General features: G+C 60.8%; 16 protein-coding genes. 8 read left to right on the forward strand and 8 right to left on the reverse strand.

Annotated elements, in window-relative coordinates; translation table 11 throughout:
- Positions 1-68: 68 nt before the first annotated feature.
- On the reverse strand, positions 69-1,268 hold the full coding sequence (gene tyrS / locus B2S33_RS06165; protein WP_027913656.1) for a tyrosine--tRNA ligase: 1,200 nt from the start codon (positions 1,266-1,268) through the stop codon (positions 69-71).
- A 213-nt stretch (positions 1,269-1,481) separates the two neighbouring features.
- On the opposite strand from tyrS, the gene B2S33_RS06170 reads away from it, so the two are divergent.
- Both B2S33_RS06170 and B2S33_RS06175 read left to right on the forward strand, forming a co-directional pair.
- Positions 1,482-2,903, forward strand: coding sequence for a peptidoglycan DD-metalloendopeptidase family protein (locus B2S33_RS06170; RefSeq protein ID WP_145278980.1), 1,422 nt, complete (start codon positions 1,482-1,484; stop codon positions 2,901-2,903).
- 4 nt (positions 2,904-2,907) lie between these two features.
- Positions 2,908-3,999: an anhydro-N-acetylmuramic acid kinase gene (locus tag B2S33_RS06175; RefSeq protein WP_288650065.1), complete on the forward strand. Its 1,092-nt coding sequence runs from the start codon at positions 2,908-2,910 to the stop codon at positions 3,997-3,999.
- 63 nt (positions 4,000-4,062) lie between these two features.
- Here the strand turns inward: B2S33_RS06175 and erpA are convergent, their stop codons facing one another.
- A complete protein-coding gene (erpA, locus tag B2S33_RS06180) occupies positions 4,063-4,413 on the reverse strand; it encodes an iron-sulfur cluster insertion protein ErpA (RefSeq protein ID WP_023532751.1) in 351 nt (116 codons plus the stop codon).
- A gap of 132 nt (positions 4,414-4,545) precedes the next feature.
- A complete protein-coding gene (gene argC, locus B2S33_RS06185) occupies positions 4,546-5,580 on the reverse strand; it encodes an N-acetyl-gamma-glutamyl-phosphate reductase (protein WP_288650066.1) in 1,035 nt (344 codons plus the stop codon).
- A 141-nt stretch (positions 5,581-5,721) separates the two neighbouring features.
- On the opposite strand from argC, the gene hemJ reads away from it, so the two are divergent.
- From hemJ to B2S33_RS06210, 5 genes are all read left to right on the forward strand, one after another.
- A complete protein-coding gene (gene hemJ, locus B2S33_RS06190; protein WP_023532455.1) occupies positions 5,722-6,147 on the forward strand; it encodes a protoporphyrinogen oxidase HemJ in 426 nt (141 codons plus the stop codon).
- 167 nt (positions 6,148-6,314) lie between these two features.
- Entirely contained in the window at positions 6,315-7,097 is a 783-nt protein-coding gene (locus B2S33_RS06195; protein WP_288650067.1) for an SDR family NAD(P)-dependent oxidoreductase, read from the forward strand.
- Positions 7,098-7,161: 64 nt separating this feature from the next.
- A complete protein-coding gene (locus B2S33_RS06200) occupies positions 7,162-7,500 on the forward strand; it encodes a histidine triad nucleotide-binding protein (protein ID WP_058603062.1) in 339 nt (112 codons plus the stop codon).
- Positions 7,501-7,565: 65 nt separating this feature from the next.
- Positions 7,566-8,213, forward strand: a complete 648-nt coding sequence (gene coq7 / locus B2S33_RS06205; RefSeq protein ID WP_027913650.1) for a 2-polyprenyl-3-methyl-6-methoxy-1,4-benzoquinone monooxygenase — start codon at positions 7,566-7,568, stop codon at positions 8,211-8,213.
- Positions 8,214-8,222: 9 nt separating this feature from the next.
- A complete protein-coding gene (locus B2S33_RS06210; protein WP_280077609.1) occupies positions 8,223-9,263 on the forward strand; it encodes a DUF2157 domain-containing protein in 1,041 nt (346 codons plus the stop codon).
- A gap of 36 nt (positions 9,264-9,299) precedes the next feature.
- Here the strand turns inward: B2S33_RS06210 and B2S33_RS06215 are convergent, their stop codons facing one another.
- A complete protein-coding gene (locus B2S33_RS06215; RefSeq protein WP_023532673.1) occupies positions 9,300-9,722 on the reverse strand; it encodes an OsmC family protein in 423 nt (140 codons plus the stop codon).
- Between the two features lie 187 nt (positions 9,723-9,909).
- Between B2S33_RS06215 and crp the strand changes: the two genes are divergently transcribed.
- Positions 9,910-10,554, forward strand: coding sequence for a cAMP-activated global transcriptional regulator CRP (crp, locus tag B2S33_RS06220; RefSeq protein WP_145278976.1), 645 nt, complete (start codon positions 9,910-9,912; stop codon positions 10,552-10,554).
- Here crp and B2S33_RS06225 read toward each other — a convergent pair.
- The 4 genes from B2S33_RS06225 to B2S33_RS06240 all read right to left on the reverse strand — a co-directional run bounded on the left by B2S33_RS06225 (position 10,551) and on the right by B2S33_RS06240 (position 13,874).
- The gene (locus B2S33_RS06225) at positions 10,551-11,255 is read right to left on the reverse strand and encodes a lipoate--protein ligase family protein (RefSeq protein ID WP_110607510.1); all 705 of its coding nucleotides are present in this window, start codon (positions 11,253-11,255) and stop codon (positions 10,551-10,553) included. The genes crp and B2S33_RS06225 overlap by 4 nt on opposite strands.
- A gap of 136 nt (positions 11,256-11,391) precedes the next feature.
- Positions 11,392-12,225, reverse strand: coding sequence for an indole-3-glycerol phosphate synthase TrpC (gene trpC / locus B2S33_RS06230; protein ID WP_145278974.1), 834 nt, complete (start codon positions 12,223-12,225; stop codon positions 11,392-11,394).
- Positions 12,222-13,271: an anthranilate phosphoribosyltransferase gene (trpD, locus tag B2S33_RS06235; protein ID WP_145278973.1), complete on the reverse strand. Its 1,050-nt coding sequence runs from the start codon at positions 13,269-13,271 to the stop codon at positions 12,222-12,224. Before trpD ends, trpC begins: the two co-directional genes overlap by 4 nt.
- Before the next feature lie 9 nt (positions 13,272-13,280).
- Positions 13,281-13,874: an aminodeoxychorismate/anthranilate synthase component II gene (locus B2S33_RS06240; RefSeq protein WP_288650068.1), complete on the reverse strand. Its 594-nt coding sequence runs from the start codon at positions 13,872-13,874 to the stop codon at positions 13,281-13,283.
- Positions 13,875-14,049 lie beyond the last annotated feature (175 nt).

The following is a 14,049-nucleotide window of genomic DNA, read 5'->3' on the forward strand; positions in this document are numbered from 1 at the left end:
AAATCAAAAGCAAAGCGGGGGACGCCCTTCGGCCTCCCCCGCTTATATAGAGACGCACAACGAACGTCTTACTCTGCTTTGAGCGTTACGCGCGCAAACGACTTCTTACCCGCCTGGCAGACATGGGTCGCACCCAGTGCCACTACAAACTCACGGTCAACCACGACGCCATCGACCTTCACAGCCCCACTGCCCAGCAGGTCCCGCGCCTGCGCCGAGTTCTTGACCAGCCCGGCACGGTTGAGCACTGCAGCAATCGGCAGCGCCTCGGTTGCAGTCACTTCGATTTCGGGCAGGTCTTCCGGCAACTCGCCTTCCTTCATACGATTACCGGCGCCACGATGAGCGTTGGCTGCGGCTTCTTCCCCATGGAACCGCGCCACGATCTCCTCCGCCAGCTGGATCTTGATGTCCCGAGGGTTCGCCCCATTGGCCACATCCATACGCAGCTGATCGATCTCCTCCATGGAGCGGAAGCTCAGCAGCTCGAAGTAACGCCACATCAAGGTGTCCGGAATCGACACGAGCTTGCTGTACATCACACCCGGCGCTTCCTGGATGCCGACATAATTACCCAGGGACTTGGACATCTTCTTGACGCCATCAAGCCCTTCAAGCAGGGGCATGGTCACGACGCTCTGAGCTTCCTGACCGTAGGCACGCTGCAATTCGCGCCCCATGAGCAGGTTGAACTTCTGGTCGGTACCGCCCAGCTCGACATCCGCCTTGAGCGCGACCGAGTCATAGCCCTGCACCAACGGATAGAGGAACTCATGAATGGCGATGGGTTGATTGGTGGTATAGCGCTTGTCGAAATCGTCACGCTCCAGCATACGGGCGACCGTGTACTGCGACGCCAGACGGATGAAGTCGGCGGGCGTCAGTGCATCCATCCAGGTGGAATTGAACGCGACCTCGGTCTTGGCCGGATCGAGAATCTTGAAGACCTGCTGTTTATAGGTCTCGGCATTGTCCAGCACCTGCTCACGGGTCAGTGGCGGACGCGTGGCACTCTTGCCACTGGGGTCGCCGATCATGCCGGTGAAGTCACCAATCAGGAACACCACGGTATGCCCCAATTCCTGGAACTGGCGCAGCTTGTTAATCAGTACCGTGTGACCGAGATGAAGGTCAGGTGCGGTAGGGTCGAAACCGGCCTTGATGCGCAAGGGCTGACCACGCTTGAGTTTTTCAACCAGCTCGGACTCCACCAGTACTTCTTCCGCACCGCGCTTGATAAGCGCCAGCTGCTCTTCAACCGACTTCATAGACAAACCCGCAAGGCTCAGATTCAGGGGGAGCCAACCATACAAGATCGGCCGTCAAATACAAGTTTTGCAAAGGAATGTGACCTGGGGACGTGCTCGCAGCGTCTACGCGCCCTTGCGTGAAAATGGTTTTGGTTATATTTTATACAGTTATTTCATCTTCATCATGTCATTCATCTATTCCATTTCACCTTTTTCAAAGTCTCCTTACCCATGACCAACGAACCGCCTAAAGCGCCTCCGCTTTATCCGAAAACACACCTGTTGGCCGCCAGCGGCATTGCCGCCCTGCTTAGCCTGGCATTGCTGGTATTCCCATCCAGCGACGTGGAAGCCAAAAAAACCACCCTCAACCTCGAGCTGGAAACCCCAGCCGAGCAACTGAAAGACGAATCCCGCTCCGCGCCGCTGGTGCAGGCATCCGGCGAGCAGGGCTCGCCGTTTGCGCAGATCGATGAGGCGGCCGCATCCACCCAGAAAGCCGAACAGCAAACCCCTCCGGCAGAAGCTGCCGCACAGCCCGCCAAGGACCCTGCCCACCGGGAAGTCACCGTCGCCAGCGGGGATACCTTGTCAACGCTGTTCGCCAAGGTCGGACTGCCGGCCAATGCCGTCCACGACATTCTTGCCAGCAGCAAGCAGGCCAAGCAGTTCAGCCAGCTCAAGCACGGCCAGGTCCTGCAGTTCGAATTGGACAAGCAAGGCCAGCTGGCCAGCTTGCACAGCAAGGTCGGCAACCTGGAAACCATCCGCCTGACCAAGACGGCCAAGGGCTACACCTTCAATCGTGAAATCAGCAAACCCGTGGTGCGCACTGCCTACGCCCATGGCGTCATCAAGAGCTCGCTCTCCGCATCGGCACAGCGCGCCGGGTTGTCCCACAGCCTGACCATGGACATGGCCAAGGTGCTGGGATACGACATCGACTTCGCCCAGGATATTCGCCAAGGTGACGAGTTCGACGTGGTTTATGAGCAGAAGGTGATGGACGGCAAAGTGGTCGGCACCGGCAATATCCTCTCGGCGCGCTTCACCAACCGCGGCAAAACCTACACGGCCGTGCGTTATACCAACAAGCAAGGCAACACCAGCTACTACACGGCCGATGGCAACAGCCTGCGCAAGGCCTTCATTCGCACACCCGTGGATTTTGCGCGCATCAGCTCTCGCTTCTCTGCCGGGCGCAAGCACCCGATTCTGAACAAGATCCGCGCCCACAAGGGGGTGGATTATGCAGCCCCGCGAGGCACGCCCATCAAGGCTGCGGGTGATGGCCGCATCGAGCTGGCCGGCCGGCGCGGCGGCTACGGCAATACGGTGATCATCCAGCACGGCAATCGGTACAAGACCTTGTACGGTCATATGCAGGGCTTTGCCAAGGGCATCAAAACCGGGGGTTCGGTCAAGCAGGGCCAGATCATCGGTTATATCGGGACCACGGGGCTTTCTACCGGGCCTCACCTGCACTACGAGTTCCAGGTCAACGGCGTGCACGTCGACCCGCTGAGCCAGAAAGTGCCGATGTCCGACCCGATCGCCAAGAACGAGCGCCAGCGCTTCCTGCAGCAAAGCCAGCCGCTGATCGCACGCATGGATCAGGAAAAAGCCACGCTACTTGCCATGAACAAACGGTGAGCCCATGGGCCTCTACCTAGGCGTGATGTCAGGGACCAGCCTGGATGGACTGGACATCGCCCTGATCGAGCAAGGCGAGCACGTCGAACTGCTCGCCACCCATTACCTGCCCATGCCAACGGAATTGCGACAAGCGCTGCTTGACCTGTGCACATCTGGGCCGGATGAAGTGGCGCGGGTCGCCCTCGCTGAAAACGCGTGGGCGGCGGTGGCAGCGCAAGGCATACTCGATTTGCTCGACCACCACGCCTTGCAGCCCACCGACATTCGCGCCATCGGCAGCCATGGCCAGACCATTCGCCATGAGCCTGCCCGAGGTTTCACCGTGCAGATCGGCAATCCGGCGCTCCTGGCGGAGCTGTCAGGCATCACGGTCGTGGCTGACTTTCGTCGCCGTGACGTAGCAGCCGGCGGTCAGGGCGCGCCGCTCGTCCCAGCGTTCCACGAAACGCTGTTCGGCCATCTCGAACAGCCGTTGGCCATCCTGAACGTAGGCGGTTTCAGCAACCTCAGCCTGATTGCCAAGGACAAACCGGTCCGAGGTTTCGATTGCGGCCCGGGCAATGTCCTGATGGACGCCTGGATCGAGCGCAAGCGCGGCCAGGCATACGATGCCGACGGCGCCTGGGCGGCCTGTGGGGCTGTGCAACCTGCCCTGCTGGCCTCTCTCATGGCCGACCCATTCTTCGCCGGCAGTGGGCCCAAGAGTACAGGCCGCGAAGTCTTCAACCTGCGCTGGCTGGACAGCCACCTCGCTGCCCTGCCTGCTTATCGCGACGAAGACGTCCAGGCAACGCTGCTGGAGGTCAGTGCACAAAGCATCATCGATTCGCTGAGCACCGCACAGCAGGGCACCAGGATCCTTTTGGTGTGTGGGGGCGGCGCGCACAATGGCGCCTTGATGGCTCGCCTTGCAGCAGGCCTGCCTGGCGTGAAGGTGTCCAGCACCGCTGAACAGGGAGTAGACCCTGACTGGGTCGAGGCCATGGCGTTCGCCTGGCTGGCGCATTGCTGCCTCGAAGGCATACCTGCCAACCGTCCCAGCGTTACAGCGGCCAAAGGCCTGCGTATTCTGGGCGCCATCTATCCGGCTTGAGCCATTGACCTGCCCAACGAAAAACGCCGCGCTTGAGCGCGGCGTCTTGACGAGGGCATGTCGTCAGATCGAGAACGAAGAGCCACAGCCACAGGTAGTGGCGGCGTTAGGGTTCTTGATGATGAAGCGTGAGCCTTCCAGGCCTTCCTGGTAATCCACTTCGGCACCGGCCAGGTACTGGAAGCTCATCGGGTCCACGACCAGCGAAACACCCTCGCGCTCAACGATGGTGTCGTCATCGGCCACTTCTTCATCGAACGTGAAGCCATACTGGAAACCCGAGCAACCGCCACCGGTGACGAATACACGCAGTTTCAGCCGGTCATTGCCCTCTTCGGACACCAGGTTCTTCACCTTCAGCGCAGCACCGTGGGTAAATTCCAAAACCGTAGGGGTGAAGGTTTCGACGCTCATGTTGATTCTCCCGGCGCGGTGGCCGTCATAAAACTCGATGACGGCCATTATCCGCTTTCCCGAGAAAATCGGTCAACAATAGGCGACGGGCAGGTCGCGAATCAGTGCAGCCTGCCGCACGCCTTCTTCAGCTCACGGCAACAGGCCGGCATGGCTCAGCCCCATCCGCTCATCGAGCCCGAACACGATGTTCAGGTTCTGCACGGCCTGCCCGGAAGCGCCTTTGACCAGGTTGTCGATGACCGACAGCACCACGACCAGGTCACCGCCTTGCGGACGATGAACAGCGATGCGGCAGACGTTGGCGCCGCGCACGCTGCGGGTCTCGGGGTGGCTACCCGCGGGCATCACGTCCACGAAGGGCTCGTTGGCGTAGCGCTTCTCGTACAGCGCCTGAAGATTGACCGATGTGTCGGCGACGGTCGCATACAAGGTGGCATGAATGCCGCGGATCATCGGCGTCAGGTGAGGGACGAAGGTCAGCCCAATGTCCTTGCCCGCAGCCAGACGCAGGCCCTGGCTGATTTCCGGAAGGTGACGATGCCCTTTGACCGCGTAGGCCTTCATGCTCTCACCGGCTTCACAGAACAGCGACCCCACGGCCGCACCACGTCCGGCACCGCTGACACCGGACTTGCAGTCGGCGATCAAGCGCGACGCATCGGCCAAGCCAGCTTCCAGCAACGGCAGGAAACCCAGTTGAGTGGCGGTTGGGTAGCAACCCGGAACCGCGATCAGTCGTGCCTGGCGGATCTTGTCGCGGTTGACCTCGGGCAAACCATACACGGCACCGTCGAGCAGATCAGGCGCGCCGTGAGGCTGGCCGTACCACTTGGCCCATTCAACTGCGTCCTGCAGGCGGAAGTCGGCCGACAGGTCGATGACCTTGGTGCCCGCGGCCAGAAGCTCGCCCGCCAAGGCATGAGCGACACCATGAGGGGTGGCGAAAAACACCACGTCACACGCGCCCAGCGCTTTGCTGTCGGGCACGCTGAATGCCAGGCCGTCGTAATGGCCGCGCAGGTTCGGGTACATGTCGGCCACTGCTACACCCGCTTCTGAGCGCGACGTGATGACCGCCACCTCGGCCTGTGGGTGCTGAGCCAGCAGACGCAACAGTTCGACGCCGGTGTAACCCGTGCCGCCGACGATACCGACCTTGATCATAACGCTTGCCCCTTATCAACGAGCCGTCTGGAAAACGCACGATGATAGGGGCGTGATGCGTCTGTCACAACACTTCAGGTGTCCCTGAGGGCGCCTGGGCACTACTATCTGACGACCGTGAATACCTGAAGGAATGCCCCGATGCTCTACCTATGGATCAAAGCGCTGCACATTGTCAGCGTCGTATGCTGGTTCGCCGGCCTGTTCTACTTGCCACGGCTGTTCGTCTACCATGCCCAGAGCCAGGACAGCATCAGCCAGGACCGGTTCGTGACCATGGAGCGCAAGTTGTACCGAGGCATCATGAACCCGGCGATGATCGCCACCTACGTATTCGGTGCCTGGATGCTCTACCTCACGCCTGGGTGGCTGAGCCAGGGTTGGCTGCACGCCAAACTCACCCTGGTGCTTCTGCTGACCGGCTATCACCACGTGTGTGGCGCCCAGCGCAAACGCTTCGCTGCCGGCACCAACACCCGCAGCCATGTCTACTATCGCTGGTTCAACGAGGTACCTGTGCTGATCCTGCTGGCGGTCGTCATCCTGGTGGTGGTCAAACCGTTCTGAGGGTGTTGCCCAGCACTGGGCGGTGCAGCGCTAGCGGCCGATCGGCATAAGCGCCACTGACAGGCCCTGCAGCGGCTCATTCCCAGGCTTGGGCGGCCCAGCAAAACGCAGCATCCACCACTGCCAAGCTGTACACTAGATGCCCTCTTCGGCCCCAGGAGCCCTGCATGACCCGTTACGCCATGATCACCGGCGCTTCCACCGGCCTGGGCCTGGCCCTGGCGGAGGCCCTGGCACGGCGCGGGCGCAACCTGATCCTGGTCGCACGCCACCGTGAAAGGCTGGAGCCGGTCGCCATCGAGCTTGCCCAGCGTTTCGGCGTCGAGGTGCTGTTGCGTGCGTGCGATCTGAGCCAACCGCTGAGGCTGTCGGGGTTCGTTCTCGAGCTCGAAGAAGGCGAGCGACGCATCGATTTGCTGGTCAACTGCGCCGGTCACCGCACCTACGGGCCATTCCTGGCCCATGAATGGGCCGACGAACAGGACCTGCTCGAAGTCAATGTGCTGGCGCTGAGCCGCTTGTGTCATGCCATCGGCAATCTGATGGCGGTACAGGGCGGCGGCCAGATCCTCAACGTTGCCGGGCTGGCCGGTGTGGCCCCTGGGCCCTGGATGGCCACCTATGCCGCCAGCAAGGCCTACGTGATGAATTTCTCCCAGGCCCTGCGCGAAGAACTCAAACCCACAGGCATCAAGGTCTCCGTGCTGTGCCCGGGACCGGTACGTTCCTCACGGCGCCGCATAGCCCGGCTCGAAGGCAAAAGCCGCTGCCTCAGCCCCGAGGAAGTGGCGCTGTACACCGTTCGCGCGCTCGCCCGCAACCGCGCCCTGATCCTGCCGGGGCGACGCAATCGCTGGCTGGCGATCGCCCCGCGGCTGCTGCCGAACTGGCTGGTGCGCAAGCTGGCAGGTGTGATTCACCGGCGTTATTGCCCAGCCGGTATGGAATAGTCGCTGGGCGAGCGGCTCCGGCCTGAGTACACTCGGCCCGGACCCTCACCATGGAGCAAGTGCTGTGGACGATTTATTCCTCAAGATCATCAACCGAGAGATCCCAGCGAAGATCATCTACGAAGATGACCAGGTTCTGGCATTTCACGACATCGCCCCCCAGGCCCCGGTGCATTTTCTGGTCATTCCGAAAAAGCACATCCGCACCCTCAACGACCTGACCGAAGAAGACAAGGGCCTGGCTGGGCACATTCTGTTCACGGCCCAGCGCCTGGCCAGGGAGCTGGGCTGCGAGGAAGGCTTTCGCGTGGTCATGAACTGCAATGAACAAGGTGGCCAGACGGTCTACCACATTCACATGCACGTGCTCGGCCAGCGCCAGATGAACTGGCCACCGGGCTGATCCACCGCAAGCGACTCGAGCGCGATTGGGTTAAACTGTCGGGCACATTCTTGCGGAGGTGCCCGATGGCTACCGAACGTCACTATTCCCCGCTCGACCGCTTGTTGCTGCAGGCCGACACCGCCATGCGCACCTTGCTGCCGTTCAGCGGCCAACCCTCTCGCCCGTCCCCGGCCATCGTCAAACCCGCCGTCGAACTCGAAGATCGGCAGGCACGCCACGTGGCAGGGCTGATGCGCATCAACCACACCGGCGAAGTCTGCGCCCAGGCGCTTTATCAAGGCCAGGCCTTGACGGCCAAGCTGCCGTCAGTGCGCAAGGCCATGGAGCGCGCTGCGGATGAGGAAATCGATCATCTGGCCTGGTGCGAACAACGGATCCGTCAACTCAACAGCCACCCCAGCGTCCTGAACCCGCTGTTCTACGGCATGTCATTCGGCATTGGCGCTTTTGCCGGGCTGGTGAGTGACAAGGTGAGCCTGGGCTTCGTGGCAGCCACCGAGCACCAGGTCTGCAAGCACCTGGATGAGCACCTGGTGCAGATCCCTGCCGAAGATGAAAAATCCCGGGCCATCCTCGAGCAGATGCGCGTCGACGAAGAACAGCACGCCGATGCGGCACTGCAAGCCGGTGGCTACCGCTTCCCTGCGCCTGTGCGTTTTGGCATGAGCCTGCTGGCCAAGGTCATGACAAAGAGCACCTATCGCATCTGAAGGCTCGCCATGACAACACGTTTCGACGCCAAGGACCTGGCGCGAGCGGTCGAGGCGGGGATTCTCCAGCCAGACCAGGAACAGGCCCTGCAAGCCTTTCTCAGCCAGCGGCATAGTGCGACGGGCAGCCTGCAGCTGGCCCATGGCGCGTTCTACTTCGGCGCACTGCTGGTCATGGGGGCCATGGGCTGGCTGCTCAATGAAGCATGGCTACGCATCGGCGACACCGCGTTGCTGGCCGTGGCCAGTGCCTACATCGGGTTGCTGACCCTGGTCGCACTCAGCCTTCAGAAGCGTAAACAACCCGTTGCGGCCGGCGTACTGGCCGCAGCCGCGGTCAGTATCGTGCCACTGGCCGTTTTCGCACTGGAGCGATTGCTCGGTTGGTGGCCGCTCGATGACGTGCAAGCCGATTACCACCAGTACTACACCCAGGTACAAGGCGGTTGGCTGGCCATGGAGGCCGCTACCGTTCTTGCAGGTGTGGTGATGCTCCGCCTAGTTCCCTACCCGTTTATCGTCATGCCCATTGCCGTTGCCCTGTGGTTCATGTCGATGGACCTTACCGAGTGGGTAGTCGGCGCGCCATTCAGTTGGGAACAACGCCGGGAGGTATCCCTGTGGTTCGGGTTGGCGACCTTGCTGGTGTTTCTGCTGGTCGATGGCAGAACACGGCATGATTATGCCCACTGGGGCTATCTTGCCGGTCTGGCGGCCTTCTGGGGTGGGCTGACCATGCTCGACAGCGGCAGTGAATGGGGAAAGGCCACCTACTGCCTGATAAACCTTGTGCTCATGGGGGTGGCAGTGCTGCTGCGAAGGCCCGTTTTCATGGTGTTCGGCGCACTTGGCGTTGCCGCCTACCTGGGGTACCTGGCGTATGACGTATTTGCCGAATCATTGCTGTTCCCGGTGTTGGTCAGCTTGATCGGCCTGGGCGTCATAGGGCTGGGCCTGCTTTACCAGAAACACCGGGAGCCGTTGAGCCAGTCGGTCAGAAGCGCACTGCCAGGCTGGCTATACGCAACGCTGCCAGCACTGCGCCATTGACGGTCGCCGGTACGCCACGCAGCTCGCGCCCTTTGCTCAACCCAGTTCCACGATCTCGTAGCCATGGGTGATCTCGACCCCGGCACGCTCGAGCATGATCGACGCTGAACAGTATTTTTCGGCCGAAAGCTCGACGGCACGCTTGACCTGCGCCTCTTTCAATCCCCGGCCCTTTACCACGAAATTCATGTGGATCTTGGTGAATACCTTCGGGTCTTCACCTGCGCGCTCGGCCTCAAGAAACGCTTCGCAGCTCTCCACCGCTTGGCGCGATTTCTTCAGGATGCTGACCACATCGAAACTGCTGCATCCACCCAGGCCCAGCAACAGCATCTCCATCGGCCTGACGCCCAGGTTTCGGCCGCCGGCTTCGGGTGGGCCATCCATCACCACGACGTGACCGCTGCCGGATTCGCCAAGGAACATTGCCTCACCGGCCCACTGGATACGTGCCTTCATCACCCGAACTCCTGATTTCGCAAAAAGGGTGTCAGCTTAGTCGTTGTGCCGCTGTGGGAAAAGCATGTAAGGACTCGCTTTAATGCCGAAACATTTTGTAGTGTCTGATAAGCTGGCGCCAATCGAATGGCGTTTTTCCAGCCAGCTGCCATGGATGCCCATGGACTGCACAGAACAGGATTTCGCGATGGTAGCCTCTGCCCTACCCCCAAAGATCAAGAACATCGACAAATTGCTGGTGCACTGTCAACGCCGGCGCTACAGCGCCAAGAGCAACATCATCAGTGCAGGTGAACGCGCGCAGACGTTGTCGTTCATCATCAAGGGGTCGGTCACCATCCTCATCGAAGACGAAAATGGCCATGAGATGATCATCGCCTACCTCAACAGCGGTGACTTCTTCGGTGAGCTGGGGCTGTTCGAACCGGTTGAGTCGCAGCAGCATCGCAGCGCGTGGGTTCGGGCCAAGACCGAATGCGAAGTAGCCGAAATCAGCTACGACAAGTTCCGCGAACTGGTACGACATGAGCCAGACATGCTCTATGCCGTCAGCAGCCAGATGGCCCAGCGCCTGCGCGACACTACCCGCAAAGTCGGTGACCTGGCTTTCTTCGATGTAACCGGCCGAGTTGCCCGGTGCTTGCTCGACTTGTGCAAGCAGCCCGACGCCATGACCCATCCAGACGGTATGCAGATCAAGATCACCCGCCAGGAAATCGGGCGAATCGTCGGTTGTTCACGGGAGATGGTCGGCCGCGTCCTGAAGGACCTGGAAGAGCGCAGCCTGGTCCAGGTCAAGGGCAAGACCATGGTGGTACACGGCACCCGCTAGCTTGCGGGCACCTCAGCCAGCACCTGCGCGTACGCTTGCGACAGCTGTGCAAACCACGGCGCCGCCGGTACTACCTCATGCAGGGCGATGTGGGCATCGGGGCGGCATCGCTGTTCAAGGTTGCAGCACGTATTGAAGTGGTTGACGGCGGCTACCATCGCCTCGCGATCGTTGTCCAACAGCAATGCGCCATGCACCAGCACCACCGGGCCTTTGCCTGCGACGCTCTGGCGCCAGCGCTGAGCGGTCCCTACCAACTTGCGGCCATTGAGGTTGACGTTGTAGCGGCCATCGCAGAATGCGCCCTCGATCTCGCCAACCGAGGCGACCCCCCCCCACGCCTGCAGCACCTCGCACAGCGGCAGGCACAAGCGCTGATAGGCTTTTTCGATACGCCCCTGATCGCCCTCACTGCGCGGGGCCGCATAGACCAGGGCAATATTTACCGTCGAATGGGACTGCGGTACAGGCTCGCCGCCGGTCTCGCGCAGCAGCACTGGCCATCCAGTGCCAGCCAGTTGCGAACTCGCCGCTTCAAAGTGCTCCAGCCGGCTCATCCTGCGAGGCATCACCAGCGCCTGATCAATGGGGCGCCAGAACAACACACCGTTATCGCGCTCGCCCCGGCAAACGGCGGCCAGCAGGTCCTGTTCAGTAGACAGCCCTTGCTCGACGGTAAGGGCCAGAGGCTGGTCAGTCATTGCTTCACCTTCAATTGAGTTACGCAGGCTGCGGCCACCCTCGTAAGCGTCACAGCCTCTGTACGACTGGCATTGGGGCGCCCATGAGCCAAATGGCAGCCATGAAAAAGCCGGCAACATGGCCGGCTTGGTTCATTCAGTCCAGTTGCTGGATGGTCTTTTTCACTTGATCAGGGAAGAACAAGCGCTGGAGCTCGATCCCCGGGTTCTCAGCCCGCATGAACGCTTCACCCACCAGGAATGAATAGACGCGGTTGATTTTCATCAGCTGCACATCGGCCTGATTGAGAATGCCGCTTTCGGTAATGGCGAGCCGATCCGCGGGGATGCGTGGCAGCAGGTCCAGCGTGGCCTCCAGGTTCACTTCGAAAGTGTGAAGGTTACGGTTGTTGACCCCCACCAACGGCGTGTCCAGCGTCTTGAGCGCGCGCTCCAGTTCATCACCATCGTGCACTTCCACCAGCACATCGAGCCCGACCGACTTGGCCGTGGCCGCCAGCTCGGCCATTTTCACATCATCGAGCGCCGACACGATCAGCAGCACGCAATCTGCACCCAAGGCACGGGCTTCGACGATCTGATAAGGGTCGACCATGAAGTCCTTGCGGATCACCGGCAGTGATACGGCTGCTCGCGCCTGCTTGAGGTAGTCGTCCGCCCCCTGAAAATAATCGACGTCCGTTAACACCGACAGGCAGGTTGCGCCGCCCTTCTCGTAGCTGAGGGCAATGTCTGCAGGGACGAAATGCTCCCGGATCACACCTTTGCTAGGAGAGGCCTTCTTGATTTCAGCGATCACCGCTGGCTGCTTGCGCGCGGCCTGGCGCAGCATGGCGTTGGCAAAACCACGGGGCGCGTCGGCCGCCTTGGCCAAATGCTCAAGTTCGGCAAGGCTTACGCGGGCACTGCGTTCAGCCACTTCTTCGAACTTGCGGGCGATGATCTTTTCCAGCACCGTTGGCACGCTCATGCTTCGTTCTCCACCTTGAATACGGCTGTAAACGCACCCAGCTCTTGCAGTTTTTCCCAGGCCAACCCGGTGTGCAGCACGTCGTGGGCAAGTTCAACGCCGGCCTTCAGGCTCATGGCGTGATCTGCGGCGTAAAGGGCTGCACCGGCATTGAGCACGATCATCTCGGCGGCCTTCTGGCCGTTCTCGGTCTTGCGTCGACCCAGCGCATCACGAATCAGCGCCAGAGACGCCTGCGAGTCCTCGACCGCCAGGCCATGAAGGCTCTGGCTCTTCATGCCCAAGTCTTCCGGTTCAACCCAGTACTCGGAAATCTCGCCATTTTTCAATTCAGCCACGAAGGTGGGCGCAGCCAGGCTGAACTCGTCCAGCCCATCCTTGGAATGCACCACCAGCACATGTTTGCTGCCCATGCGGTGCAGCACCTCGGCCAGAGGACGGCAGAGCGCCTGGGTGAAGACGCCAACCACCTGATGCTTCACACCTGCCGGATTCGTAAGCGGGCCAAGCATGTTGAACAAGGTCCTGAGCCCCAGATCGCGACGCGGCCCAGCGGCATGTTTCATGGCGCTGTGGTGACTCTGGGCGAACATGAAGCCGATACCCAGGCTGTCGATGCAGCGGGCCACTTGAACGGGTGTCAGGTTCAGGTAGATGCCAGCAGCTTCCAGCAGGTCTGCGCTGCCACTTTTGCCGGACACCGCCCGGTTGCCATGCTTGGCGACGGTGCAGCCGGCAGCGGCCAGGACGAAAGCCGATGCCGTAGACACGTTGAAGATATTGGCGCCATCGCCGCCGGTACCCACAATGTCGACTACCCCATCCAGGGTTTTGAGTTCGACCTTGTCAGCCAACTCCCGCATGACCGACACCGCGCCAACGATTTCGTCGATGCTTTCACTTTTCATGCGCATGCCCATCAGAAATGCGCCAATCTGCGCATCACTGCATTGGCCGGTCATGATCTGGCGCATCACACCGCGCATTTCCTCGGTCGAAAGGTCCAGATGGCCGACGATGCGACCCAGCGCGCTCTTGATATCCATATTCGTTCCTTAGCGGTGGCCGCCGGTCTGCTGGAGGAAATTGGCGAACAGTTCATGGCCCTGCTCGGTGAGTATCGACTCGGGGTGAAATTGCACGCCCTCGATATTCAACGTCTTGTGCCGTACCCCCATGATCTCGTCGACCGAGCCATCTTCGTGTGCGGTCCAGGCCGTCACTTCCAGGCACTCAGGCAGCGTCTCACGCTTGATCACAAGCGAATGATAGCGGGTCACGGTCACGGGGTTGTTCAGGCCGCTGAATACGCCAAGGTCGCGATGGTGGACCGGGCTCGTCTTACCGTGCATCACCTGGCGTGCCCGCACGACATCGCCACCGAACGCGTGGCCAATGGACTGATGCCCAAGGCACACCCCCAGAATCGGCAATTTACCGGCGAAATGAAGAATGGCTTCGATGGACACACCGGCTTCGCTCGGCGTACAGGGCCCAGGCGAGACGACGATGCGCTCCGGCGCCAGGGCTTCGATCTGGGCGATGGTCATTTCGTCATTGCGAATGACCCGCACATCAGCCCCTAACTCGCCCAGGTACTGGACGACGTTGTAAGTGAATGAGTCGTAATTGTCGATCATCAGTAACATCGAATGAAACCTCTTGAACCTACTGACTTCATGATTCGAACCTTCCTGCACCTGTCGCAGGCGCAACTTAGCCGCTAATGACGTTGAGACAGGAAGGCAAACAAGGGCGGGCCGGACGAACCGGCAGAGGATAAAGTCAGGCGCGCCAACGCCAACGGGCGTGGGCCTTGATAAC

Origin of the sequence: Pseudomonas sp. UBA5568, assembly GCF_002425525.1 — a bacterium.
Classification (GTDB): domain Bacteria; phylum Pseudomonadota; class Gammaproteobacteria; order Pseudomonadales; family Pseudomonadaceae; genus Aquipseudomonas; species Aquipseudomonas fulva.

Excerpts from the sequence above, each read along its gene's own strand:
- crp (WP_145278976.1), top strand. The coding sequence starts at position 9,910 with ATGGTAGCCTCTGCCCTACCCCCAAAGATCAAGAACATCGACAAATTG.
- trpD (WP_145278973.1), bottom strand. The coding sequence starts at position 13,271 with ATGGATATCAAGAGCGCGCTGGGTCGCATCGTCGGCCATCTGGACCTT.
- B2S33_RS06210 (WP_280077609.1), top strand. The coding sequence starts at position 8,223 with ATGACAACACGTTTCGACGCCAAGGACCTGGCGCGAGCGGTCGAGGCG.
- B2S33_RS06225 (WP_110607510.1), bottom strand. The coding sequence starts at position 11,255 with ATGACTGACCAGCCTCTGGCCCTTACCGTCGAGCAAGGGCTGTCTACT.
- B2S33_RS06195 (WP_288650067.1), top strand. The coding sequence starts at position 6,315 with ATGACCCGTTACGCCATGATCACCGGCGCTTCCACCGGCCTGGGCCTG.
- tyrS (WP_027913656.1), bottom strand. The coding sequence starts at position 1,268 with ATGAAGTCGGTTGAAGAGCAGCTGGCGCTTATCAAGCGCGGTGCGGAA.
- B2S33_RS06170 (WP_145278980.1), top strand. The coding sequence starts at position 1,482 with ATGACCAACGAACCGCCTAAAGCGCCTCCGCTTTATCCGAAAACACAC.
- B2S33_RS06240 (WP_288650068.1), bottom strand. The coding sequence starts at position 13,874 with ATGTTACTGATGATCGACAATTACGACTCATTCACTTACAACGTCGTC.
- hemJ (WP_023532455.1), top strand. The coding sequence starts at position 5,722 with ATGCTCTACCTATGGATCAAAGCGCTGCACATTGTCAGCGTCGTATGC.
- coq7 (WP_027913650.1), top strand. The coding sequence starts at position 7,566 with ATGGCTACCGAACGTCACTATTCCCCGCTCGACCGCTTGTTGCTGCAG.
- argC (WP_288650066.1), bottom strand. The coding sequence starts at position 5,580 with ATGATCAAGGTCGGTATCGTCGGCGGCACGGGTTACACCGGCGTCGAA.
- trpC (WP_145278974.1), bottom strand. The coding sequence starts at position 12,225 with ATGAGCGTGCCAACGGTGCTGGAAAAGATCATCGCCCGCAAGTTCGAA.
- B2S33_RS06215 (WP_023532673.1), bottom strand. The coding sequence starts at position 9,722 with ATGAAGGCACGTATCCAGTGGGCCGGTGAGGCAATGTTCCTTGGCGAA.
- B2S33_RS06175 (WP_288650065.1), top strand. The coding sequence starts at position 2,908 with ATGGGCCTCTACCTAGGCGTGATGTCAGGGACCAGCCTGGATGGACTG.
- erpA (WP_023532751.1), bottom strand. The coding sequence starts at position 4,413 with ATGAGCGTCGAAACCTTCACCCCTACGGTTTTGGAATTTACCCACGGT.